Origin of the sequence: Chryseobacterium sp. SIMBA_038, assembly GCF_046535115.1 — a bacterium.
GTDB lineage: Bacteria > Bacteroidota > Bacteroidia > Flavobacteriales > Weeksellaceae > Chryseobacterium.
The window spans coordinates 806,860-831,394 of record NZ_JAWRXH010000002.1 but is presented as its reverse complement, the minus strand read 5'-3'; the positions used below and the strand labels follow the sequence as shown (position 1 = coordinate 831,394).

The 24,535-nt window shown below is 34.6% G+C and carries 21 protein-coding genes and 1 riboswitch; of the genes, 5 read left to right on the top strand and 16 right to left on the bottom strand.

Annotated features, from left to right (window positions below; translation table 11 throughout):
• The first annotated feature begins 56 nt into the window (after positions 1–56).
• Entirely contained in the window at positions 57–590 is a 534-nt protein-coding gene (locus tag SB689_RS10055) for a DUF4251 domain-containing protein (RefSeq protein ID WP_410691995.1), read from the top strand.
• Here the strand turns inward: SB689_RS10055 and meaB are convergent, their stop codons facing one another.
• Positions 591–1,574 (bottom strand): methylmalonyl Co-A mutase-associated GTPase MeaB, encoded by a 984-nt coding sequence (gene meaB, locus SB689_RS10050; RefSeq protein ID WP_410691993.1) that lies wholly within the window; start codon positions 1,572–1,574, stop codon positions 591–593.
• Positions 1,575–1,808: 234 nt separating this feature from the next.
• Here meaB and SB689_RS10045 point away from each other — a divergent pair, with 234 nt between their 5' ends.
• On the top strand, positions 1,809–2,099 hold the full coding sequence (locus tag SB689_RS10045) for a c-type cytochrome (RefSeq protein ID WP_410691992.1): 291 nt from the start codon (positions 1,809–1,811) through the stop codon (positions 2,097–2,099).
• A gap of 46 nt (positions 2,100–2,145) precedes the next feature.
• On the opposite strand, the gene SB689_RS10040 is transcribed toward SB689_RS10045, so the two are convergent.
• The 7 genes from SB689_RS10040 to SB689_RS10010 form a co-directional block, all read right to left on the bottom strand.
• Entirely contained in the window at positions 2,146–3,138 is a 993-nt protein-coding gene (locus SB689_RS10040; RefSeq protein WP_410691991.1) for an enolase C-terminal domain-like protein, read from the bottom strand.
• A gap of 25 nt (positions 3,139–3,163) precedes the next feature.
• Positions 3,164–3,679 (bottom strand): tetratricopeptide repeat protein, encoded by a 516-nt coding sequence (locus SB689_RS10035; protein WP_410691990.1) that lies wholly within the window; start codon positions 3,677–3,679, stop codon positions 3,164–3,166.
• A complete protein-coding gene (gene prfH / locus SB689_RS10030) occupies positions 3,666–4,364 on the bottom strand; it encodes a peptide chain release factor H (RefSeq protein ID WP_410691988.1) in 699 nt (232 codons plus the stop codon). Before prfH ends, SB689_RS10035 begins: the two co-directional genes overlap by 14 nt.
• A complete protein-coding gene (locus SB689_RS10025) occupies positions 4,343–4,930 on the bottom strand; it encodes a hypothetical protein (RefSeq protein ID WP_410691986.1) in 588 nt (195 codons plus the stop codon). Before SB689_RS10025 ends, prfH begins: the two co-directional genes overlap by 22 nt.
• Before the next feature lies 1 nt (position 4,931).
• On the bottom strand, positions 4,932–5,483 hold the full coding sequence (locus tag SB689_RS10020) for a hypothetical protein (protein WP_410691984.1): 552 nt from the start codon (positions 5,481–5,483) through the stop codon (positions 4,932–4,934).
• Between the two features lie 82 nt (positions 5,484–5,565).
• The gene (locus SB689_RS10015; protein WP_410691982.1) at positions 5,566–6,957 is read right to left on the bottom strand and encodes an RtcB family protein; all 1,392 of its coding nucleotides are present in this window, start codon (positions 6,955–6,957) and stop codon (positions 5,566–5,568) included.
• A 27-nt stretch (positions 6,958–6,984) separates the two neighbouring features.
• Positions 6,985–7,725, bottom strand: coding sequence for a hypothetical protein (locus tag SB689_RS10010; protein ID WP_410691980.1), 741 nt, complete (start codon positions 7,723–7,725; stop codon positions 6,985–6,987).
• Positions 7,726–8,325: 600 nt separating this feature from the next.
• Here SB689_RS10010 and SB689_RS10005 point away from each other — a divergent pair.
• Genes SB689_RS10005 through SB689_RS09995 form a run of 3 tightly spaced genes read left to right on the top strand, consistent with a single transcriptional unit; the run spans position 8,326 to position 11,585 of the window.
• On the top strand, positions 8,326–9,780 hold the full coding sequence (locus SB689_RS10005) for a hypothetical protein (protein ID WP_410691979.1): 1,455 nt from the start codon (positions 8,326–8,328) through the stop codon (positions 9,778–9,780).
• Complete coding sequence (locus tag SB689_RS10000) at positions 9,773–10,420, top strand: ATP-binding cassette domain-containing protein (RefSeq protein WP_410691978.1); 648 nt, start codon at positions 9,773–9,775, stop codon at positions 10,418–10,420. Before SB689_RS10005 ends, SB689_RS10000 begins: the two co-directional genes overlap by 8 nt.
• Positions 10,421–10,424: 4 nt before the next feature.
• Positions 10,425–11,585, top strand: a complete 1,161-nt coding sequence (locus SB689_RS09995; RefSeq protein WP_410691977.1) for an FtsX-like permease family protein — start codon at positions 10,425–10,427, stop codon at positions 11,583–11,585.
• 41 nt (positions 11,586–11,626) lie between these two features.
• On the opposite strand, the gene SB689_RS09990 is transcribed toward SB689_RS09995, so the two are convergent.
• The 8 genes from SB689_RS09990 to SB689_RS09955 form a co-directional block, all read right to left on the bottom strand.
• Complete coding sequence (locus tag SB689_RS09990) at positions 11,627–12,607, bottom strand: M28 family peptidase (protein WP_410691976.1); 981 nt, start codon at positions 12,605–12,607, stop codon at positions 11,627–11,629.
• A 16-nt stretch (positions 12,608–12,623) separates the two neighbouring features.
• Complete coding sequence (locus SB689_RS09985) at positions 12,624–13,115, bottom strand: hypothetical protein (protein WP_410691975.1); 492 nt, start codon at positions 13,113–13,115, stop codon at positions 12,624–12,626.
• 66 nt (positions 13,116–13,181) lie between these two features.
• Positions 13,182–15,299, bottom strand: a complete 2,118-nt coding sequence (gene scpA / locus SB689_RS09980; RefSeq protein WP_410691974.1) for a methylmalonyl-CoA mutase — start codon at positions 15,297–15,299, stop codon at positions 13,182–13,184.
• Positions 15,300–15,438: 139 nt separating this feature from the next.
• The gene (locus SB689_RS09975) at positions 15,439–17,544 is read right to left on the bottom strand and encodes a prolyl oligopeptidase family serine peptidase (protein WP_410691973.1); all 2,106 of its coding nucleotides are present in this window, start codon (positions 17,542–17,544) and stop codon (positions 15,439–15,441) included.
• Between the two features lie 307 nt (positions 17,545–17,851).
• On the bottom strand, positions 17,852–18,454 hold the full coding sequence (locus tag SB689_RS09970; protein WP_410691972.1) for a hypothetical protein: 603 nt from the start codon (positions 18,452–18,454) through the stop codon (positions 17,852–17,854).
• A 165-nt stretch (positions 18,455–18,619) separates the two neighbouring features.
• A complete protein-coding gene (gene prfA / locus SB689_RS09965) occupies positions 18,620–19,705 on the bottom strand; it encodes a peptide chain release factor 1 (protein ID WP_066754320.1) in 1,086 nt (361 codons plus the stop codon).
• A 354-nt stretch (positions 19,706–20,059) separates the two neighbouring features.
• Positions 20,060–21,358: an APC family permease gene (locus SB689_RS09960; protein ID WP_410691970.1), complete on the bottom strand. Its 1,299-nt coding sequence runs from the start codon at positions 21,356–21,358 to the stop codon at positions 20,060–20,062.
• 259 nt (positions 21,359–21,617) lie between these two features.
• A complete protein-coding gene (locus SB689_RS09955; protein ID WP_410691968.1) occupies positions 21,618–24,182 on the bottom strand; it encodes a TonB-dependent receptor plug domain-containing protein in 2,565 nt (854 codons plus the stop codon).
• Positions 24,183–24,279: 97 nt separating this feature from the next.
• Positions 24,280–24,386, bottom strand: a riboswitch (SAM riboswitch).
• Between the last annotated feature and the right edge of the window lie 149 nt (positions 24,387–24,535).

The window sequence follows — 24,535 nt, the reverse complement described above, 5'->3', positions numbered from 1 at the left end:
TTAACAATATATTTGCATACATTTTGCTATATAAATTTAATAATTATTTTACTATCATGAAAAAGTATATTTCAATCATATTCGTTTTTGGATTTCTGTTTTTCTTCCAGAGTTTTTCTGCGCAGGATACAGATTCCAAAACAGTCGATGCATTGGTAAATTCTCAAGAGTTTACATTCCATGCTGAAAGAGCCAACCCTACCAATTATGATGTTATCCGAGTGATGAATTCTATGCCGAATTCTACCGCAACGAGAATTTTAGATCTAAACGGAAACTACACCGTTGAAATAAAAAATAATGTTTTGGATGTTGTACTTCCTTATTTCGGAAGATCATTTAAAGCAAATTATAGTGGAGATAACAGTTACAGATTTACTTCAAAAGATTTTACCGTGAATAAATCTCAGAACAAAAAAGGAAAATGGGTCATTAAAATCAAACCTAACGATGTAAATAATGTAGATGAAATCATCATAGAAGTGTATAAAAATGGAAAAGCATTTACTTCAATGAGAAGTAATGACAGACAGCCGATTTCTTACGATGGATTTATTTCAAAAAATGAAGAGGTGAAAGATCAACCTTAATTAATCTTTAGAAAGAAATTTTTCAACAAATAATTTTGCTTCGGTACTTGGATTTGAAACCATTGTCGAAGCATTTTTTTTATGATCAAGGTAAGCTTCTTCTACGGAATCACTTTTCTTCATCATCGCTAAAATATATTCCTGAACCCAATATTCAAAGCGTTTTTCGGCTTGTTGAGTTCTTACGGTTTCAAAGCGTTGGGTTTTCTTTTTTAAATCGATAAACTCATCAATTTTAGCATAAATTTCTCCTAAACCTTCATTATTTAGCGCAGAACCTAGCAAAACAGGAATTTTCCAGTCTTTTTCTTTGGGTGGAATAAAATCTAGCGCTCTTTTTAATTCAAGCCTTGTATTTTTTGCTTTTTGAAGATTGTCCTGATCTACTTTATTAATAAAAATTAAGTCAACCATTTCCATGATACCTCTTTTTATCCCTTGAAGTTCATCGCCGCCGCCAATAATTTTTAAAAATAAAAACACATCAGTAATATCGGCTACCAAAACTTCAGACTGTCCTACTCCAACGGTTTCAATTAAAATATAGTCGTAGCCCGCCGCTTCGCAGATCATCATCGTTTCAAAAGTTGTGTTGGCAACTCCACCCAAAAATCCGGAACTCGGGGAAGGTCGGATAAAAGCATTTTCTTCTTTGGAAAGTTCTTCCATTCGGGTTTTATCACCCAAAATACTTCCTTTATTAATGGCAGAGCTTGGATCAATAGCCAAAACCGCTACCTTTTTACCATTAGAAATGGCCAGTCTTCCAAAATTTTCTATAAAAGTTGATTTTCCTGCTCCAGGAACACCTGTAATTCCTACACGAACAGACTTTCCAGTGAAAGGCATGATTTGTTTTAATAAATCCTCGGCCTGAATTCTGTGTTCGGCTTTTTTGCTTTCAACCAAAGTAATAGCTTTTGCGATCAAACGTTTATTGCCCGACCGTATTCCTTCTATAAGCTCTTGTGTAGAAAATTTCATTAGTTCAAAAATAAGGATTAAACGGTGAATGGTCAATAGTGAATTTGCTTTGCTTGTGAATTTTTTAATCTTATTTAAATTACACTTTATTATTTAGCATTAAAAAATTCACCCTTGACAAGTGAAACGAATTCACCATTCACCTTTTCTAATTTGTATTTCTTCTAAATTAAGCGTTGTATCATCAATGAAAAAGGGAATTTCCTACATTTGTTTCAATCAAATAGTTTAAACATGAAAAAAATATTCGCCATAGCATCATTCACTGCTGTTTTATTAGCATCTTGTACGCCAAAAGCAACGACAGCAACCGCTCCGATGGCTTCAACTTCTACAGCAGAGCAGATCGCTCAGGGAAAAACAATCTTTGAAAACTCATGCACAAGATGTCATAAATTACCAGATCCTACAGCACACACATCTGTTCAATGGGTTGGAATTATGAATTCTATGGCTCCAAAAGCGAAGTTGACAGATGAACAACATCAATGGGTTTACGATTATGTTGTTTCCGTGAAAAAGTAATTTCTTAAAATTATATACACTTAAAGTCTTCATTTGGAGGCTTTTTTTATTTTAACTCGATTCCCAATCCCGATTTTCCGGACAAAATTATTTTACCGTTTTCTACGAAATTTCCGATCGCATAATCATTTGAAATTAGGTTTGCTCCATCTAAATCTGCATAATCCACAAGGCTTGCAAAAACGCAACCTGCGGAAATCCCGACAGTAGATTCTGTCATACAGCCAATCATGATTTTATAGTTTAATTCTCGGGCTTTTTTGATCATTTCTAAAGCAGGAGTTAAACCGCCAGATTTCATCAATTTGATATTGATACTTTTATAATATGGAATTAATTCGTCCAAAGAATCTAAATTTTGACAGTCTTCATCTGCCATCCAATTCGCAAAACCATTTTTGTTCAATAATTTATATTGATCAATCGGTCTTGGCTGTTCTAAATAGGAAAACTTTTGAACCTCAGCATTTTCCTGAAGCCAAATACAATCTTCATCGGTAAAACTTGCATTAGAATCTAAGGCAATATTTCGATTTAATTCTAAAAGTTTTTTAATATGAGTTTTATTTAAACCTTTACATTTTACTTTGAATTTATTCCAACTGCTTTTTTCAATTTTTTGAATCTGTTTATCAATATCTCCAACAGAAATTGTGATTGAGCTTTCAACTAAATTTTCGGAAGAAAGTTGATTTAATTCAATAAAACTTTTGTTTTCCAGTTTCCCGAAAAGATCCCAGTAAGCGCAATCCAACGCAGAAAGTAAAAATGGATGAAGATTTAAACTGAATAAAATTTTGAAAAATTCTTTTGGATGAATAATTTTCTGAGCTTCAATGTGAGATTGAATTTCCTTTAATTTTAAAACAAAACTCGAAAGATCGATTTGATAATAATCAATCGCAACGCATTCTCCGTAACCTTTGTTGTTTTGATGAGACAATTCTATCAATAATGCTTCTCTTTTATCATAATTTCCATAAGCAATTGAGAATGTTTCTTTTAAATGTAATTGATTAAGTTCAAACCGTAATTCCATTATTAAATTTACAAAAAAAGGAGACTTATTTCGTCTCCTCTTTCTTTTTAGTTCGTTTTTTCTTCGGCATTTTAGATTTCACAAATCTTTTACGTTCTTTTATTGAATCAAGACTGCAGGATGTGAAACAGTACTTTTCGGCTTCATTTAAAAATTTTAAAGCATTTCTTAGACTTCCTCTTTTCTCGGAAAGCAAAGATCGATGAAGCCATATAACTGATTTATCAATCCCTTTAATTTTCAAAGAATATCGGATCAGTTTTTCTGCTTCATGGAAATCTTCATTATCCAAAAGACATTTGATATAATATTGTGGAACATTTAAGTTCGTCACATCGCATAGCATTGCTTCTTCAAAATAGAGCTTTGCTTTTTCGTAATCGATTAACATTTCGCTGTAGATTCTTCCCATCAAACACAGGCTGTCTGCATCTTCAGGATCGTAGGACAGCGCATAATTCAGCGCTTCCAGACAATCTGGTAAGCTGTAAGGATAATTATCTAGAGCCTCGAAGTAATATTTACTTTTAGTTAAGGTCATTTTTGTAGTTTTTTAATTCGTTTTTCAGGACGTTTCTTTGTTTTTTGAAAGACTTTTCCTGATAATTCTTTTTAAAATCTGTTCCGGAAAATGTACGGATCGGACTTCCTCTTTGCACCTGCAAATGATTGTTCCATGTTTCCTGCATTCTTTTTTGAAGTTGAATAATATTCTGTTCCAAAACTTTTTCTTTCAGTCGTCCAATCGAAAGCTTTTTATTCTCCAATTGTGAGCGCGTATCTTGTACGAAAACACTTTGTCCCGTTGGTAAATGGGTCGCGCGAACAGCTGTGTTCACTTTATTTACATTCTGTCCGCCACTTCCCTGACTTCTTGTTGTCTGGAATTGAATATCTTTTTCATTAAAATTTATTTTCTCCAAACCCTCCAGTTCAAAAATACCGATGAACCAATTGCTTCTTTTATGCAGTTTTCGGAATGTACTTTTCCCTGTCCAACAAATGCTTCCTAGCCAAGTTTTTAAAAATTCATTTAAATTTTTTGCTTTTAAAAGTAGGGTTACGGATTTCAATGTAAGATTTTCATCACCATTTTCGCGGTGTATGATTTCGTAATCTATATTATTATATTTTGCTTCCTCAAGGAAAACCTTCAAAACTTTGGCAACTACCCATTGGCATTCTAAAGGTCCTCTTCCTGAGGTTATTTGTATGAGTTTTTCCATTTTTGTAAAATTTTTAAGATAGCATCTCTGTTTTTTGCTTCTTTAATAAATGTTGGTAATTTTTCTACCATTCGCATTCTGTAAGGCAGTCGTGTTCTAAGATCTGATGAAACATAATTTTCCATTTCCAAAAGGTGTTCTTTATTTCTAGCCCAGAATAATTTCCCTTTGAAATCTTCCTGAAAATAATAAGGACATCCAAAAACCTTATCATGGATCAACCCCTCTTCTCTTAAAATAGAATTGAGATATTTCTCAAATTTTGGTTGAATATCAAATCTTGAATCACACTCATCACATTTCACCGGTACATTTTTAGGCTTTTCCTTTAAATTACCTTGCTCATTATGAATATGATGACCGCAAATAGGACAGTTAAGTTTAATTATTGCTTTATAAACGACCAAATCCAGTCCGCTCTTTTTCAAATCACAGTGTTTGCATTCTAAGGTTGCCTGTTTGTAATTGTATTCATTTTTCACAACAGCATCTTCTCCGCAATCCGGACAGATAACGAGAATACTTTCGTGATAGTTGAAATATTCTTGTTTGTATATCTTTTTCATTTTAAATTATTTTTGGCATTTCACTTAATCTCGGATGACCGACAGGATTAATTCCTTTTTCTAATAAATCTTTTGCAGCCATGACCGCCCAACATTTATCACTCGAATGAATATTACTGTAAAATGAAAGTAAAACATCAGGTCTTACAACAGTAAATCCGTTTGTTTCTGCGGTTTCTAAATCGTTTCTTTCAAAGAAATCAATTGTTATTCTGTGGAACTTTTCGTTTTCTAATTCGATTGTTTTCTCATACCTTCGGAAATTTTCTTCGCTTGGCAAATGATCGTAACGCGTCCATACTTTCTGAAAACCTTCCCGCTGAAGAATCATAACAACTTCAGAAACATTTTCTTTTTTTACAAAAACATCAATATCCTTATGGTCGTGAGCGTGTTTATATTCTGTATGTCCAATTTCAGACATAAAATGCCACGCCCATCCTCCTGATAAAATGACTTTATTTTTTAATTTTTCTAAAATTTCCAGTCCGTGTTGAATTCTAAATTCCGGCCAGACTTCACCGTATCTTTTTATATTATGTGGTGCTCCCATTTTTATAATTTTTGTTGATTGCTGATGGTTTATAGTTGTCAGTCAAAATCCATCAACCAACAACTATAACCTATCAACCAATTTACTTATCCATTCTTACAATTCTAGGTTGAAAAGTACCGAGGATATCTACCAATTCGCTTTGGGCGTTCATGACCTCGTTGATGTCTTTGTATGCCATCGGTGCTTCTTCCGTATTTCCGCCCATCAAAGTGACATTTTTGAGTTTTAATTCTTTTTTGATGTCATTTTGAGTGAAAAGGCTTCTACATTCTCCTCTTGAAAAAGCTCTTCCCGCTCCATGGGAAGCCGAATTCAACGAATTTGGATTTCCTTTTCCACGAACGATGAAACCTTTTGCAGTCATCGATCCGGGAATCATACCCAATTCATTTTCATTGGCTGGAGTTGCACCTTTTCTATGGACGATCATTTCTCTTCCGTTGTGAATTTCTTTCCAAGCAAAATTGTGATGATTTTCAATTCGGGCTTTTACTCTACCTCCAACAGCTTTCACCAATCTTCGGTGAATATCATCATGACAGGCTGAAGCGTAATCTCCTGCTAAGTTCATCGCCGTCCAATATTCTAAACCGAGATGCGTGTTCAAATCCAGCCAGGCAAAGTTTTGGGCTTCTTTTGGTAGCGGACATTGTTCTGTTGCAACTCTTGAATAGTATTGAGCGATCTCGGCCCCCAATCCACGCGAACCGCTGTGAGAAAGAATTCCAAGGTATTTTCCTTTTGGAAGTCCGATTTGCTCATCTTCTTCCGTAATTTCAACTTCTCCAAATTCCACAAAATGATTTCCACCGCCGGAACTACCCATTTGTTTGATAGCTTTTCCTTTTAATCTTTTCAAAATCGGGATCATGTCGAAAGTATCTCTGTCGAAAATTTCGTGATCGACGTGAGATTTATGCGTTTCATACATCCCGAATTTGGTATGTTCGGCAAGAGCTTTTTCATATTTGTCTCTTGCTCCATCCAGATATGAAATAGGAGTATCCAAAATACTGAGGCTCATTCTGCAGCCAATATCCATCCCGACTCCGTAAGGAATTACTGCATTTTCTACTGCGAGAACTCCACCTATTGGAAGTCCGTAACCACTGTGGGCATCGGGCATCAGAGCACCTTGTAATGCAATCGGAAGTTTCAATCCTGTGTATAATTGATTTTTTGCTTCATCCGAAATATTGTTCCCGAAAATCTGGAAAGAAGTACGGTTGGCATTCAACATTCTTTTTTCTGTTTTCTTGGATGAAAGCAAAGCTTCCGCGATTTGTCCGAAGGTTAAATCTTTTTCGAAATCTTCCGGATTAGTCAGAATTTCCTTTAAAAGAGATTTCACGTGATGAATGTTTTTCGTTGCAAAATTTCTTTTCATGACTTCCAAAGCGATGTTGACGCTCTGATTGTTTGGATAGCCTATTTTTAATATATCTTTTCCTTTAAGTTTTAAATTTCCCATTGTTTTTGTTTTAAACATTTGTTGGACTCATTCGTCCATAAAATAATCTGCAAACTCTGTTGCGGACATTTTTTTGTAGTGAAAGTATTTTCTACTCTCGATAAGATCAATTTTTTCATCTTCATATCTTAATTTGCCTAATCCCCCATTTATTTTTTTACAAATAATTCCTTTAATTTTATCTTGATTTAAATAAGAATCTAGTTCATCTATTTCTTTTTCTAAATCAGAGTTTAAAGGTTTGTAATGAGTGATCATATACGGTTTTACTTGTAAGGTAAATCTCCATGGCTCAATGAATTCGTAATAAACGTTGTATCTTTTTCTGAACGGATTGTATTCTTCTCTTTTCAGAAAGTATTGTTTTTCTCTGGTTGTTAATCCCAATTTTGGATCATTCCATTGGTAGGGTAAAAGACGACCTAGCTTCTGATCTCTTGGTACATATATTTTTCTTCCGAATTTTCTTTTCTTTTTTAAAAATTTTCGGGTTTCAGAATACATGTAGGTGTTGATCTTCGTAAGAATTCCTTCAAAAAATTCTCCGTCTTTAGTTCTTTTCACATCATCTCTTACAACAAAGAATCTTACAAATCCCTTCTGATAAGGTTTTTCCAATGAAACTAACGGAATTTTTCTTCTTAATTTCCAAAGCTCATTACTACGTTTATACTTTTTTCTGATCTGCTTTTCTACATCTTTTTTTATTATTCTTTTTCTGCTTCTCAGACTTCTTAATCTTGAAAACAGAAGGTTATCATTTTCCATTAATTATAGATATTAGAGGTGAGGTATGGAAGTTTGATTTCTATACACCACATTAAATCTTTGTCAACTAATATTTTAGTTGATGAGTTCTTCAAACCTCATAGGTTTTTGAAACCTATGAGGTTTATTGGCAGAGCGTTATCATTAGCCCCGATTGCAGCGACATCCTTTTTTTGCGATGGCTTGAAAAAAGCAAAGGCAAAAAAGATATAGCGGAAAGCGGGAAATAGCTCCTAAATTGTATTAAAAATGATTTCAGGGAAACTTGAAGTTTGAATTATTGCGCAATAAAAAACCCGAAATCTTACGACTTCGGGTTTTGATATATCATTGTACTGTTATTCTAAGAGTGTACCAAACCACGAAGCCTCACCACCATAAGTGGCAAACCGAAAGGAGAATTATGATCTAATTTGAACATTGCTTCGTTGTTTTTTTTATTGGTTAAACTTTATTTTCTGGTGCAAATATATAAAAATTCTTGAAAATCAAGATTTTATTTTTATTTTTTTGATATTTAGCTGTAAATAAGTCTCTTTGAAATGAAATTTCATTCTCATTACCCACAAAAGAGTATATTTGTTTTCTTATAATAAAACTATGAAAAACACTTTATTGAGAACGTTATTTTACGTCTTCGCGGTCGCGATCCTATTCTCCTGTAATTCTAACAAAAACAGTGACATTCTGAATTATACCACAGATGCAACATTAGGATTATCAAGAGTAAATCTTAAAACAATTTCTGATAAAATTCCTGTTGAAAAGATACTAAAGGAAAAGAAAGACCTAAAAGAAGAAGAGAAATTCTTCTTGCAATTAGTCAGCAAACCTAAAGAATCAGGGATTAATGTTGACAAACCTCTTTATTTTATCGTTGATCAGGGGAAATCCACTTACGATCCTGATGTAAAAGCTTTTTTCTGGGTTGATGACAAGGCGAAATTCCAAAAAAGCATGTCTGATCTTACTAAAAGCAAAGTAACCGTAGACAAAAAAGATTACATCTATGTAGACGGTAAATTGAGCGGAAGCATAAAAGGTGATATGGCCATCGTAACAACTGATAAGAGCTATAGTCCTTATGCAGGCGGTTATGACTCTATGAATACGCCAGGTATTGACACTTCTTCTAAACTTAATGAGAAATATTTCACAGATTTCTGGAGCCGTAAAGGAACTTCAAATTCTGCGATAAAAGATCAGGTAGATCAATCTTTGGTTGGTGATAAAGACGTTAGCGGATGGATAAATCTTGCCGCTATTGCGAGCTATGCATCAAAAGGTTATATCGAAACACTTGCTGTGAATAAATTAATAAAAGATTCTGGAATTGGTTTCGATTTTAATTTTGACAAAGGGAAATCTGAAATGGATACCAAAACTTTCTTCAACGCAGATATGAAGAAGATTGTTGAAAAATATTACAGTAAAAACAACATCAATTACGATTTAGTAAAAAATGTAGAGCTTGATAATGCTAAATCTTTCTCAATCGGATTTTTCAGTTTAGATTTTATGAAATATCTGATTAAAGAAGCCGGTTTTGAAGCTACAATCAATCATTATTTATCTTCAACTGACAAAACTTTGGAAGACATTACTTCTACTTTCACGGGAGATTATGCATTTGTAGATTTCAAATCTCTTCCTTCGGATTCTATGGATTATTACAGATCAAACAATGCGGTTGTATTAGGCTTTAATCCTAAGAAAAAGGCAGATCTTACAGCTCTACTTGCAGGTCCTCTAGGTCAGAGTAAAAAGTATATGATCACCGATAATCAGGTGATTTTCTCTGAAGACAACAACGCAATTTATCAGTTCCAAAATAAAAAAGCTGGGAAGAATGCTAAACTTGACAAAAAATCAGGTGTTACAGCTTATTCTTGGTCTGATGGAAAAGAGTACAATACGAAAGAAAAACCCGCGGTGAAGATCATTGATATGGTGAACGAAACTAAAGAAGACGCCGGAAACATGGTTTCTAAAACGGTATTTACTTTAGACAAAAAAGACGAAAACGCATTGTATTATTTGATAATGAATGGATAATATTGTTTTAGAAAATATTTCTCCTAAATATTTCACTCCCAAAGATTTGGAACAGTCACAGATCTGGAAAAAGAACATCACTTTCCAGAAAGGGAAGAAATTCCTGATTGTTGCGCCCTCTGGGAGTGGAAAATCTACTTTGGCGACGGCTATTCTCGGAACCCATTTTCAGTATGAAGGTAATATAAAATACGATCAGCAGATTGTAAAAAACCTTCATCTTGAGAAAATTGTAGAGAATAGAAAAGACGGTGTAAGTTTATTATTTCAGGACGTGAGATTGATTAAAAATCTTACGATTTCTGAGAATATTTTGCTGCGTGTTTTTAATCAGGATCGAAAAAAATTCATTCCGATTATGGAAGAATACGCATCAAGGTTAGGCGTGGAAAGTTTATTAAACAAGAAAGCAGAAAACTGCTCTTATGGAGAAAGACAAAGAAGCGCGATCGTGAGAAGTTTGGTGAATCCTACCGATTTTCTGATCTACGACGAATGTTTCAGTCACCTGGATATGGAGAACAAAAAGATTGCTTTTTCATTAATTAATGAAGTGTCTCAAAAAAGTGGAAGTTCAGTTTTATTTTTTGAACTGAATGAATTCCCTTTTGAGCATGATTATCAAATTCTTCATTTATAAGCTTATGAAGAAAATTTTTAACTCAATCATATTGTACGCAGGATTGTTTATTGCATTCATTCTTGTGATTTCGTGTCTGCAACTGTACGAAAATGCCAACAGACTTTTCGGAAGTAAAAGCAGTGACAGCAATTATTGGCTGACTTTCAGTAAAAAACTGACGCCAGATAATATCGGAAGAAAAGAACTTCTCGGTTTTAATGAAAATGATGTTGCAAAACTGAAAAAATGGTCTGAAATAAAGACCGTTTATCCGTTTTCTGCGAATGAATTTAAGGCGTCTGCGAATGGCGGCGATTTTATTCCTTTTTATACCGATCTTTATTTTGAAGGTTTAGATTTAAAAGCAATTGATGTTCCGCTGACAGACGAAGAATTTCAGGTGAAAGGAGATGTAATTCCGATCATTATTTCAAGGGAATATCTTAATCTTTATAATTACGGATTTGCTCTAAATCAAGGTCTTCCACAAATTTCAGAAGATTTTGCCAAGAAAATTGAGATCAACATTAATATTGTGGTCAATAAACAAAACAAGACGTATAAAGGACGAATGGTTGGACTTTCAGACCGAATCCATTCCGTTTTAATTCCGAAAAAATTTCTTGATTCTTTGAATTTGGCGGAAAAACCTCAACTGGCGAATCAACCTAAAATCTACAACAGAGTTTTGGTTCAGGTGAAAGATTCCGGAGATGAAGGTTTGATCTCAAAAATGAAGGAAAACAATTATGAATCTAATCAGGAAAGTCTGCGATCTGCCAAGATAAAATCTAAACTTTTCCTTGTTTTAAAGGCGATTGCGGTATTAGGTATTTTCATTTTTGCGTTGTGCCTTTATATTATTGTAAGCTTTATTAAAATTCAGTTTTTAGAAAAGCAGGAAGAAGTTTCTATTAAAAATAGCTTGGGATATTCTCCGAAAAAAATGGTGAGTGATATCAGCAAACGTTTTAGTATTAACTTAATGATTGTCTTATCTTTAAGTTTAATTTTAATAGCTGCCGGACAGTATTTTCTGGCAAAATCCAGTGTTTCGAACGGATTGTTATCAATCTATATTAATCCTTGGCTCTGGACGGCAATTATTATTATCCCGATCTTGGTTTATTTCTTTGTGAAAGAATTGATTTATCGATGGTTGCTCCGTTCATGGAAAATATAAAATAAACAAATGGCTATCAATTTTTTGGTAGCCATTTTTCTTTACTCTAAATGAATTAAGCTGAGGAAAATTCCGTCAATTACTTTTGTCATTCTCTTTAAATCCAATGTTTCCAATGTGTCTGTTGTTTGATGATAATTTTTATTTCTGAAAAAAGAAGTATCGGTGATCATCATCGCGGAATAGCCAAACTTCCAATAGTTTAAATGATCAGAATAATCAATTCCGGTCACAAATTTTGGAGCGGAAAAGGTTTTCGTTTTGACTTGATTGGAATCTTTAAATTCTTCAATAAAATTTTTCGCAAAATTTCCTGCTTCAATTTTTCTAACCAACGTAATATAATTTCCTTTATTTCCATACACCCAAGAAAGGATTCCCAAAGGATAATCCTGAGAATTTTTTTCATCTTTAAAATATCCTATCATTTCTACACTTGCCATTCCGTACACATCGATATTATTGTCTTTCAGATATTTTGCATGGATGTAACTTCCCATATTTTCAGTTCTGAAATACGGAGGTTCTTCTAAAGTATAAGCGACCAAATCTATTCTGTAATTGAGTTTTTGACCTTTAAGCATTCTTGCCAATTCCAGCAATGCCGTAACTCCTGTTGCATTATCATCCGCTCCCTGCTGATCTCCGCAGACGTCATAATGAGCCCCAATAATGATTCTTTTTTTGTTTTCTGTACCGAAAGAACAGATCACATTTTTATAGGTTTCTTCGCCGACTTTATATTCTTGAAAACTTGTATTATCGCTGTATTTATTGAAGTTTTGATGAATATATTCTGCAATTGTATTGAGCTGATCCAGATTTTTATAGTTTCTGAATTGTGGAGTTTTCGTAAGTGCGGTTAAATGTTCTTTAACCAAATTTATATCAGCCGGAACAGGTAATTTTTCCTCTACTTGACTCCTTTTAAAAGAATTAAAAAGAAAAATACCTATAAAAAATAAACCCACAAAAAGAATGATTTTTCTTTTCGTAGGTTTTAATATGTTTTTAAGATTCATTTTATATCGTGGTCATTTAATCTTTTGAGCCAAGATCATCCATCGTGTCATCCATTCCTCTGCTGCTTGGTCGGTAAATTCTTTCAGTATCAAGGAAATAAACATCATGCTTTGCCTTTGCAATGATTCCGTTGTATTTTTCTTGAGACATTCCCTCAGGTGCTTGAGATTCAGGTTCATTTTCATGAACTTCAACCGCGCCTTTTGCATTGAGAATTGCCTTCGCTTTGTGAGCCTCTTCGAGATTATCAGCATAGACAACAACATTATTTTTTCCTACGCTATGTTTGCTGTAAGCATCCAATAACTCTACATCCTGAGCAAAAACATAGTCCCAAAAGCTTCTTGTTTTTACATCTTCCTGATAATTTTGGTGTGATGATTCATTTTCTAATTTGGATGTTGAAACAATGACGTTGGCATCATCAAAACCCTGATCTCTTAAATCTTTTTTAATTTCCTCTGTATTTACAGTTGAAGGAAATACTGAAATTACTGTATAAGCCATAATATTTTGTTTTAGTTATGGTCTACAATACAAATGTTATGCAACTTATACTTTATAAAAGTTAATTTAATTCAAAAATCTCTCTAAAATATCAACAGCACACTTCGGAAGGTTTGTTCCAGGACCAAAGATAAAATCTGCTCCGTTGGCATACAAAAATTCATAATCCTGTTGCGGAATTACTCCGCCAACAACGATCGTGATATCATCGGCTCCAAGTTTCTTCAACTCTTCAACAACTTGTGGAACCAACGTTTTGTGACCGGCCGCCAGAGAAGATACTCCTAAAATATGAATATCATTTTCCACCGCCTGTTTAGCCACCTCTTCCGGTGTTTGGAATAACGGTGCAACATCGACGTCAAATCCCATGTCGGCAAATGCTGTTGCTACCACTTTTGCACCTCTGTCGTGACCATCCTGGCCCATTTTAGCAACCATCAATCTTGGACGGCGTCCTTCTTCTTCTTCAAATTTTTGAGTGAGTGCAAGGGCTTGTCCGAAATATTCATTTTTTCCTGCATTCATGGCATATACTCCAGAAATTGTTCTAATATTTGCTTTATATCTTCCGAAACTTTCTTCCATGGCATCGCTCATTTCGCCAAGCGTTACTCTTCTGCGAGCTGCCTCGATACATAATGCCAGAAGATTTCCTTTTCCGGTTTTTGCAGATTCTCTGATTTCATTTAAAATCTGTTCAACGGCTTCGTTATTTCTATCTTTTTTTATTGATTCTAATCTTTCGATTTGTTTTCTACGAACTTCCGTATTATCGATATCTAAAATCTCAATTTGAGTTTGTTTTAATGATGATCTGAACGAATTTACACCAATGATAAATTCTTCCCCACTATCAATTTTAGCCTGTTTTTTGGCTGCGGCTTCTTCAATTCTCATTTTTGGAATTCCCGCTTCGATGGCTTTTGTCATTCCGCCTTCTTTCTCAACCTCATCGATGTATTTCATCGCTTCCTCGATCATTTGCTGGGTTAAGCTTTCCACTAAATTACTTCCTCCCATCGGATCTACGACATCGCAAATTCCGCTTTCCTGTTGAAGGATAATTTGTGTATTTCTGGCAATTTTAGCTGAATAATCTGTTGGAAGAGCAATTGCTTCATCCAAAGCATTCGTATGTAAAGACTGAGTTCCTCCTAACGCTGAAGACAATGCTTCAATCGCCGTTCTTGTGATATTATTAAAAGGTTCTTGCTCTGTTAAAGACCAACCAGAAGTTTGGGAATGGGTTCTTAATGCTAACGATTTTGGATTTTGAGGATTGAATTGCTTCAATAATTCAGCCCAAATATATCTCGCCGCACGCATTTTAGCAATTTCCATGAAGTGATTCATTCCGATTGCCCAGAAGAATGATAATCTTGGTGCGAACTCATCAACATTCATTCCTGCTTTTATTCCTGTTCTAACATATTCTAAGCCGTCTGCTAATGTGTAAGCCATTTCCAAAACCGGAGTAGCTCCAGCTTCCTGCATGTGATAGCCTGAAATAGAAATTGAGTTGAACTTAGGAATGTTTTGCGCCGTATATTCAAAAATATCAGCGATAATTTTCATGGAAGGTGCTGGCGGATAAATATATGTATTTCTCACCATGAATTCCTTCAAAATATCATTCTGAATAGTTCCTGAAAGAAGTTCCTGCTTTACACCCTGTTCTTCTGCTGCTACAATATAAAAAGATAAAATCGGCAATACTGCTCCATTCATCGTCATGGAAACCGAAATCTGATCTAATGGAATTTCATTAAATAAAATCTTCATATCCTCAACAGAATCAATCGCAACACCCGCTTTTCCGACGTCACCAACAACTCTTGCATGATCTGAATCATACCCTCTGTGCGTCGCTAAATCAAAAGCTACGGAAAGTCCTTTTTGACCTGCCGCTAAGTTTCTTCTGTAAAATGCATTAGACTCTTCTGCTGTAGAAAAACCTGCATACTGACGAACCGTCCAAGGTTTTTGAACATACATCGTAGAATAAGGACCTCTCAGATAAGGTGCAATTCCCGGAGAAGTCTCTGTTAAAGCTTCATTTTTAACATCGTCTTTTGTATAAGATGATTTTAATTCTAATCCATCTTTTTCGAAACTATATACTTCTCTTTCCTGAGGTAATACACTGAAGTCCGGTTTTTTTACAGAAATTATCTTTCGCATTCCACTAATTTTATCTCCGTAAAGTTAATTTTTTTGCATGAAACATGAAACTTACATTAACCTTAAGTTTATCTGATACTTAACAAAAGAAAAATCCGGATGCGTATCCGGATTTTATCAAATATAATAGGTTAACTTATTACTTTAAAGTTTTAATTCCCATCTCATACAAAGCGAAAGACAATTTATCTGCACTTTCACCAATGATCTGTTCTGTAGATCTTCCTGCGCCGTGGCCTGCATTCTTTTCAATTCTTAATAAAACAGGGTTATCACAGCTTTGTTTTTCCTGTAATTCTGCTCCGAATTTGAATGAATGGGCAGGAACTACTCTGTCATCATGATCACTTGTTGTTACCATTGTTGATGGGTAGCAAACTTTTTTCACATTATGTAAAGGTGAATATGATTTTAAGTATTCAAACATTTCTTTACTGTCTTCTGCCGTTCCGTAGTCATAAGACCAACCTGCACCAGCCGTGAATTTATTATATCTCAACATATCCAAAACTCCAACTGCAGGAAATGCTACTCTTGCTAAATCTGGACGAATGGTCATCGTTGCTCCAACTAATAAACCTCCGTTTGAACCTCCGGAAATAGCCATATATTCTTTAGATGTATAGCCTTTGCTTTGCAGATATTCTCCTGCAGCAATGAAATCATCAAAAACATTTTTCTTTTGAAGTTTTGTTCCTGCATCATGCCATTTTTTTCCGTATTCTCCACCTCCACGGATGTTTGGAACAGCGTAAACTCCTCCATTTTCCATCCAGATCGCATTAGAAACAGAGAAACCTGGCTGTAAACTTACATTGAAACCTCCATAAGCATAAAGGATGGTAGGATTTTTACCGTTTAATTTTGTTCCTTTTTTATAGTTGATCATCATAGGAACTTTTGTTCCGTCTTTTGAGGTATAAAAAACTTGCTCAGAAACATAATCTTCAGGATTAAATTTCACTTTTGGCTTCTGGTATACTTCCGATTTTCCTGAATCTGCATTGAATTTATAAATGGTTCCCGGCGTAATATAATTTCCGAATGAGAAATACAATTCTTTCTCTGTTTTCTTTCCGCCAAAACCACCGACAGTTCCTTTTCCTGGAAGAGCGATTTCTCTGATCAGTTTTCCTGTTTTGTCATATTGCTTCACCTGATCAATAGCATCAATCATATAAGTTGCAAAGAAATATCCGCCTGCAGAATTAACTCCAAGAACATTTTCTGTTTCAGGAATTACATTTTTCCAAGTTTCAGGAGCCGGATTTTTGATCGTTGTTTTTACCAAACGCATGTTGGGAGCATCTTTATCCGTAGAAATAAAGATATCATCTCCGTCTGTATCAATGATATTGGCATTGATGTCAAATCCTTTATTAATCTGAACAAAATCACCACCTTTTTTTAGATCTTTTATGTATAATTCGTTTCCGTTGGTTGCATTTGCTGCTGAAATAACCAGATATCTTTGGTCTTCCGTTACATACGCTCCCAAATATCTTCTAGGCGTTTTTTCACCTCCAAAAATCAATTGATCTTCCGACTGTTTTGTTCCTAATTTATGGTAAAATACTTTATGCTTATCTGTCATTCCGGAAAGTACAGTTCCCTCTTTCGGCTTGTCATAGCTTGAATAATAGAACCCGTCATCACCCAACCAAGAAATTCCGCTAAATTTTACATCAACTAAAGTTTCATCGATCTGCTTTTTTGTAATGGCATCAATGATGATGATTTTGTTCCAGTCGCTTCCGCCTTCAGAAATAGAATATCCTGCTAAAGTTCCTTTTTTATTGAATGATAACTGAGCTAAAGAAGTTGTTCCTTTCTCTGAAAATTTATTCGGATCTAAGAAAATTTCAGTTGCCTTGGTTTTATTATTTGTTCTGTAATAAACTGACTGCGCTTGTAGACCGTCATTTTTAGAATAATATGTATAATCACCTTCTTTGAATGGCGCAGAAATTTTTTCGTAATTCCAAACCTCTTTTAGTTGATTTTTGATCTGATCTCTGAAAGGGATTTTTGAAAGATAGTTTTGAGTAAAATTCACCTCTTCATCAACCCATTTTTTGGTCGCTTCAGAATCATTTTCTAAATCTCTGAAAGGATCTGCCACCGCAGTTCCGAAATAAGTATCTGTCTGATTACCTTTTAATGCTTTAGGATAATTCATTTTTTGAGAATAAAATGTTGCTGAAAACAAAACTCCAGCCGTTAATAAGATAGGTTTAAAATTCATTTCGAACGATTTTCTCAAAAATACACAATCTGGTTTAAATAAAAAAGTTGTTTCGTTTCAATCAATTTACGGGAAACAAAATACGTTATGCGGAGGTTTCCCGCAAGTTGCAGGACACCTCCGAAGATCTACAGAAGTTTAAAACAAGTCTGTTTGTAACCTTTGTAAAATGTATTTTGTTTCCCACAATGTTGTTTGGAACTTCTGTAGTCCGTCGGAGGTTACAAACATACTTGCGACAGGTTTTGGAAATTCACCAACAAAAAAAGCAGCCGAAACCGACTGCTTTTATGATATAATTGAATGATTATTTTCCTGAATTGATATTTTTAAAATAGAAATTATTCAGTTTCCATAAGAGTTCCTGAGGGCCACCGTTCCAGTAAAAAACGTCAGTCCCTTTATAGATTTGATATAAATTAAACTTCTCTGAAAGTGAAATCTCTTTATCTGCATTCACAAGTTCATTCGTTAAATTTTTAAGATATTCTTTTAATTCTTTAGCGCTGATCTTTTTTATCTTTTTAAGATCTATGATGGTAACCTTGGCAGGAACTTTAATCGTTACATCATAAGAAACTTCCGAAATATCCTGACTTTGAGAATAGTCATTTCTCATCGTTTCCATATTTTTTATGGTGAAGGTGGCTGTTTTGTACCTGTCAAACAAAGCAATAAAATAATTTTTAGCATCCTGACTGCATTCTTCACGAATATTTTCGGAAAATCCTGAAAGAAAAAGATTTGTTAACCCTTTTATTTCTTCCTGATAGGCAGTTTCTGTATTATTTTTATAGATCCCATCTTCTCCTACAAAGCCTTTAAGATAAGTATTGAGGTTGTTTAAAGCATTTTCGTCATGCTTCACAAAAGTATCAAAGTATAATCCGAATACTTTATCGGGTTTCAAAACAGTTGATTGAGCGCTTAAGTTTTTGACACAAAAAATTAGCATTAAAAACAGTATACCTTTAATTCGTCCCATAATGTTTATTAGTTATTTTGAAGTTTTCATAGTTTTTATGGCCAAAAAAAGCTCTTGATTCACAAGAGCTTGATTTATTTTATTTACGTATTAGTAATTTTCTTCTTCACCTTTCATCTTCTCGGCGTTTTCTGCCATGATCACGGCATCGATCATTTCAGATATATCACCATTCATGTAAGCATCAAGATTATACATCGATTTGTTGATTCTGTGATCGGTAACTCTTCCCTGAGGATAGTTGTAGGTTTTGATCTTTGCAGAACGGTCACCTGTAGAAACCATAGATTTACGTTGTGCAGCAATATCTCCGACAGATTTCTGTACTTCGATATCATATAATTTGGTACGAAGCATTTCCATCGCCAATTCTCTGTTGGCCAACTGAGAACGTGCCTGCTGACAAACAACCACCATTCCTGAAGGTTTGTGTGTTAACTGTACTTTGGTTTCAACCTTGTTTACGTTTTGTCCACCAGCTCCACCTGAACGTGAAGTCTGCATTTCGATATCGGCAGGATTTAATTCAAAATCAATTTCTTCAGCTTCCGGTAAAACAGCAACGGTAATTGCAGAAGTATGCACTCTACCTTGAGATTCTGTTTCAGGAACACGTTGTACACGGTGAACACCCGATTCAAACTTCATGACTCCATAAACACCGTCTCCTTCAATCTTTAAAATAAGTTCTTTATAACCTTTTGCAGCTTCGCTAGAATCTGTTATTTCGTGCTTCCATCCTTTAGTCTTGAAGAACATTGCATATGCTCTGTAAACGTCTTCCACGAAAATAGCAGCTTCATCTCCACCGGTTCCGGCACGAAGTTCTACGATTACGTTTTTATCGTCTGTTGGATCTTTAGGAATTAAAAGCACCTTCAGTTCTTCTTCCAGACCTGGAAGTTTGCCCTGAGCTTCAACTTTTTCTTCTTTAGCCATATCGACCAAGTCTCTGTCTGAACCATCAGCGATGATTTCCTCAGATTCTGCGATATTATCTAAAGCGCCTTTGTACTGATCGTAAACTCTTACAATTTTTCCTAAATCGCTGTATTCTTTATTTAATGAAGAATATTTTTTTTGATCTGAAATTACATCAGGCTGTATAATAAGGTCTGCTACCTCATTATATCTTTGTTTTATAGCTTCTAGTTTTGGAATTAACGACTTAGACATTGTAGAAATTTTGTGGATGCAAAGATAAGAATTATTAATTCAATACTCAATAGTCTTTGGATAAACTGTAACTATTTGATATGTAATATTTTGTCTGTAAATTAATATTATATCGATTTGATTTTAAAATAAGATCTAGATTTTTATTTAAGTCCTTTTGTCTTGAAACAAAAGAACGAAAAATTCAAGACTGGAAACTTTGACTAAAAATTATAAATTACTCCTAAAATCCCCAAAACTCGCACGAATCATAAACTTGTCCCTCGATTTAAATTTATCTCGTGCTCAAACAGTGGGAATTTTTTAACGGATTAATTTCTAATTTTCTTAACGTCAAAACTTCCTAGGTCGCTTCTACACTTCTGACTTAGAAAGCTTTTTATCAATTAAATACAAAACAATTCCTACAGCAATAATTCCTAATCCAATGAGACTTTCTTTAGGATTATGAACAAACGTAAAGTATAAAATATAGACACTGAACAACATGAAAACGGTTGGAAAGACGTAAAAAATATTAGATTTAAATATTTTCCGCTGGCTTTTTTTAAGAAAGAAAACCGTAGAAATAGCCAACGTCGCAAACAGTTGAAGAATAAAAGAAGTGTAGACAAAAATTTCTTTAAAACTTCCTGTCAGAATAATCAAAGTGGCGATAACCGCGTGTGCAAAAATGGCACGAACCGGAATTCCTTTTTTATTATTAACCGATAAAGATTTCCATAACTTATTTTCTTTAGCAAAAGCCTGTGTCAATCTGGAACCAACCCACAAATATCCACTGATCGTTGCGACCAATTGTAAGGCAATAAAAACATTCACTATTTTTCCAAAAGAATGACCAAGCATATTATTGGCGGCCTCTCTCATCACATCTTCTTTTCCTGCCAATTGATGGATCGGAGCATGCTTTAACATGATATAATTGATCAAAATGTAACAAACCGTCACGAAAACGGTTCCTACAATCAATGCTTTGGGAAGATTTTTTTGAACATTTTTAATTTCTCCTGCAATGTAAGATGCAGAGTTCCAGCCTGTGTAAGAATAGGTTACAAAAACCAACGAGGTTGCGAATGCGGGAAGCATCATTTCGTCTTTCCAACTGTCGGTGAAACTTAGGCTGTTTCCAATTTGAGGTTCTGAAAGTACAACGCCCAAAATAATCAGGACAACAATAAAAGCAACTTTAATAAACGTAAAAAAGTTATGAAATCTGCTCGAAGCTTTTAAACTAAAAGATAAAGACAACGCCACCAAAAAGATCACTACAATCGAAAACCAAGTTCCAAAAGTGAAATCAAAAGCGGAAAGATATTGTGACATCGCTAATGCCGCTAATGCAACAGGTGAAGAAAAGCCGATAATCAAAGAAATCCAACTCACCAAATAGCCCAAAAGTGGATGATAGGTTTCTTTTAGATAAATAAAATCACCTCCGTTTCCTTTAAAATGAGAGCCTAATTCGGCATAACAAAATGCTCCAAATAGAGCCAACACCCCGCCAATCATCCAAAGCAGAAAAATGCTGTACGTATTGGTAACATCCACCAACTGAAAACCTAAGGTCGTGAAAATCCCCGTCCCGATCATATTGGATACAACGATGGCGACTGCTGTTTTCCAGCCTATTTGATGTGAAGTAGTGCTCATTTTTATATAGATGCTAGATTTTATATTTAAATAATTGGGCAGTTTAAACTAATTAAAAATTTAACCACAAAAGAATTAAGCACTTAAGTTATTTGAAGTTAAAATTTTATTACAAAGAAGAACACATTAGTTTTTGAAAATCTTTGATTTTCTTCTTATGTGAACTTTTTATTTTCGAAGTAGTAAGCTTTTTTAAACTAAAGTGCTCTAAAGTGTCAAGAAGCTTTTGTGGTTAAAATTAGATCTTAAATTTATTCAATTAAAAATTAAAATTAACTCTTCCGAAGAAATAACTTCCCAACGTTCCCATCTGAACCGGCGCATATTTGAAAACTCCGTAATAAGAATTCTCGTAGATCTGCAGATCAGGGAAAACATCTAATAAATTATTGGCTCCAATCGTAAGGTTTACATTTTTAGTTATATCATAGCCAACACTTACGTCTGTAACAATTTTAGGAGCAAATTCCTGAACACCACCGAAAGGATAACCGTCTCTGATGACCTTACCAAAATACGTATTTCTCACCAAGAAATTGAATTTACCAATCCCGTAATTCAAACCTAGTGTCGCTTTCGCTTTCGGAGAAAGAGTTTCAATAATATTGATTTGATCTGGTCCAAAAAATTCGTTTTGAGGCGTTCCTAAATTCTGAGGGAAATGAAAGTCTGTGATCTTTGTTTCCGTGTAATTTCCTGCTAAATTGATGTTTAAATTCCCACCAGCTAATTTCAAGTCGTAGGAAACAACCAAATCAACCCCTTTTGTTTCGGTATCAATTGCGTTGGCGAAGAATCTTCCACTTTCTGCTACATTATTTTCTCCAACTAATTTAGGATCAGACAATCTTTCATCAGTGATATTGCTGGTGATCACAATTCTGTCCTTTACTCCAATCCAATATCCATCTAATGTGATGAAAAGTCCTTTGGCAGGTTTTAAAGTAAATCCAAGACTTGCATTGACAGAAGTTTCCTGTTTTAATTTATCAAAACCAAGAACCTCAGCCGCTTTACTGTCAGTAGTAAAAATTCCTTTTCTTACAATCCCAATTCCTGAAGTTGAAATATCTGCATATGAGTTATTAAAATATTGCTGTTGCAAAGAAGGTGCTCTGAAACCTGTTCCCACCGCTCCACGAATTGCATAGTTTTTTATAAATTCATATCTCACTGCTAATTTTCCATTCAAAGTATTTCCGAAATCAGAATAATTTTCAAATCTTGCAGCAGCATCGATATTTAATTTTTTATCTAAATCATAAGAAACATCCGCATAAACCGCAGTAGAATGTCTTGATTTTTTTAATGCATTATCAGGCGAAAAGCCCATAAATGATTGTGATCCACCCGCGCCAATTACATCGGAATCCGGTGTGGTAGACGTCGCTACATTTCCATAAATGTCATAAGTTGCGTAGGATGCTTCATCTCCAGCCTTGATTTGATATTGCTCAAATCTAAATTCTCCTCCAAAAGCAACATTGAAATTATTTAAGTTTTTAGAAACATCAAGGTTAATGGTATTTTGAAGAAAACTGTGTGCTCCTGCATAAAAACTTGTCGGAGATTTCGCGCCTAAAGAAGCATTATTGGTATTGTTAACATTATAATTGAATGTATTGCTTCCGAAAGTATTGCTCAGATCAAAAAGCCAGTCGTTTACATTGTATTTCGTTCCGACAGCGTAAGAAAGATCGTAGACCTGAGATTTTAAATTAGCCTGAAAACCGTTTGGATAAATTGAAGAAACAATATTCGAAGTCTCACTTGGAAGCCTTCTAAAGCCAAAACCTTCGCCTTCTTTTAAACTAAATCCTCCAAAAGTGTAGAGTTTAAAATGATCATTAAAAGGATATTCTGCATTGAAAAATAACTGAGCCTGTTTTATCTGCGCGTCACCGATTTGGAAATTGAAATCGTCGCGGGTTAAACCATTTTGAGCAATTAAGACATCATCATAAGCTCTTGAAATCTGACTTCCTGTTCCGCCGTCTGTAGGATCTGCAAAAGGATAAGCAAAATAATTTCCATAACTTCCTGATGCGATCGGAGAAACATTGGGAAGAGCTATTCCGTTTACAGAAATTGCTCCGTTATTGTTGACAACATTTAAATTTGATTGATCATAAATAATCAAATCGTGATTCTGTGTTCTCGTCGTTTTCCCTCTTTGACTTAGCTGTAAAGACAAATTGATATAACTTTTATCCTTTCCTAAAGAAGTTCCGTAATTGACTGCTCCCTGATAGGTTTCGCCGTCATTTCTACCTGATAATCCGTAGTTCAAACTTGCAGAAGCGCCTATATCTTTTTTAAGAATGATATTAATGACACCTGCAATGGCATCAGAACCGTATTGTGCAGCCGCTCCATCTCTCAAAACCTCAATTCTGTCGATCGCAATCACAGGAACTGTGCTTAAGTCTGTCCCAACAGAGCCGTTCCCAACTGTATTTTGATAATTAACTAATGATGTAGTGTGCCTTCTTTTTCCATTCACCAAAACCAAAACCTGATCGGGTCCCATTCCTCTTAACGTCATCGGATCAATATGTTCTGTTCCATCAGATGCAGATTGTCTCACCGCATTGAAAGAAGGAATTACATAATTTAATAGATCCTGAACCGTTGTTTGAGGTGCAGATTTTTGTATTTTTTCAATATTGATAACATCTACCGGAACAGGTGTTTCCAGTTTCGTTCTTTTAGCATTTCGGTTTCCGACGATAATGACGTCTTCGATTTGTTTTTCTTTTTCAAGTTCCTGAGCCGATACGAAAACCGCTCCAAGCAATAGTACAGATATGCTTAGTTTCTTCATCTTTTGTTTTTTGCAAAATTAATAATAAACCCGGACGGACAAAAATCCGCCAACAAAGATTGTCAAGAAATGGAATGAATATTGAGAATATTGACTTCACTTATCTTCTCCCAATTGGGTTGGAGTTAGCACCTTTACACATTGAAAACGTGCCGGTTGCTAAGGTTTCACAGGGCCAAATCCCTCCACCTTTCTTGATAAATCTACAGCAAAGGTAGACTAATAATTTTAATTGGCAAAAATTGTGAATTTTTAAAGGTGAATGGTCAATGGTGAAATGTGAATTTTAGTGTGAATGAAAAAGAGAGGCAATTTTCATTACCTCTCTTTTGTTTAATTATACATTATGTTTA

Coding starts and splice junctions, on each gene's coding strand:
- SB689_RS09955 (WP_410691968.1), bottom strand. CDS start 24,182: ATGAAGAAACTAAGCATATCTGTACTATTGCTTGGAGCGGTTTTCGTA.
- SB689_RS10005 (WP_410691979.1), top strand. CDS start 8,326: ATGAAAAACACTTTATTGAGAACGTTATTTTACGTCTTCGCGGTCGCG.
- meaB (WP_410691993.1), bottom strand. CDS start 1,574: ATGAAATTTTCTACACAAGAGCTTATAGAAGGAATACGGTCGGGCAAT.
- SB689_RS10040 (WP_410691991.1), bottom strand. CDS start 3,138: ATGGAATTACGGTTTGAACTTAATCAATTACATTTAAAAGAAACATTC.
- SB689_RS09990 (WP_410691976.1), bottom strand. CDS start 12,607: ATGAATCTTAAAAACATATTAAAACCTACGAAAAGAAAAATCATTCTT.
- SB689_RS10045 (WP_410691992.1), top strand. CDS start 1,809: ATGAAAAAAATATTCGCCATAGCATCATTCACTGCTGTTTTATTAGCA.
- SB689_RS10035 (WP_410691990.1), bottom strand. CDS start 3,679: ATGACCTTAACTAAAAGTAAATATTACTTCGAGGCTCTAGATAATTAT.
- SB689_RS10010 (WP_410691980.1), bottom strand. CDS start 7,725: ATGGAAAATGATAACCTTCTGTTTTCAAGATTAAGAAGTCTGAGAAGC.
- SB689_RS10025 (WP_410691986.1), bottom strand. CDS start 4,930: ATGAAAAAGATATACAAACAAGAATATTTCAACTATCACGAAAGTATT.
- SB689_RS10015 (WP_410691982.1), bottom strand. CDS start 6,957: ATGGGAAATTTAAAACTTAAAGGAAAAGATATATTAAAAATAGGCTAT.
- SB689_RS10055 (WP_410691995.1), top strand. CDS start 57: ATGAAAAAGTATATTTCAATCATATTCGTTTTTGGATTTCTGTTTTTC.
- SB689_RS09975 (WP_410691973.1), bottom strand. CDS start 17,544: ATGAATTTTAAACCTATCTTATTAACGGCTGGAGTTTTGTTTTCAGCA.
- prfH (WP_410691988.1), bottom strand. CDS start 4,364: ATGGAAAAACTCATACAAATAACCTCAGGAAGAGGACCTTTAGAATGC.
- scpA (WP_410691974.1), bottom strand. CDS start 15,299: ATGCGAAAGATAATTTCTGTAAAAAAACCGGACTTCAGTGTATTACCT.
- SB689_RS09960 (WP_410691970.1), bottom strand. CDS start 21,358: ATGAGCACTACTTCACATCAAATAGGCTGGAAAACAGCAGTCGCCATC.
- SB689_RS10000 (WP_410691978.1), top strand. CDS start 9,773: ATGGATAATATTGTTTTAGAAAATATTTCTCCTAAATATTTCACTCCC.
- SB689_RS09985 (WP_410691975.1), bottom strand. CDS start 13,115: ATGGCTTATACAGTAATTTCAGTATTTCCTTCAACTGTAAATACAGAG.
- prfA (WP_066754320.1), bottom strand. CDS start 19,705: ATGTCTAAGTCGTTAATTCCAAAACTAGAAGCTATAAAACAAAGATAT.
- SB689_RS10020 (WP_410691984.1), bottom strand. CDS start 5,483: ATGGGAGCACCACATAATATAAAAAGATACGGTGAAGTCTGGCCGGAA.
- SB689_RS09995 (WP_410691977.1), top strand. CDS start 10,425: ATGAAGAAAATTTTTAACTCAATCATATTGTACGCAGGATTGTTTATT.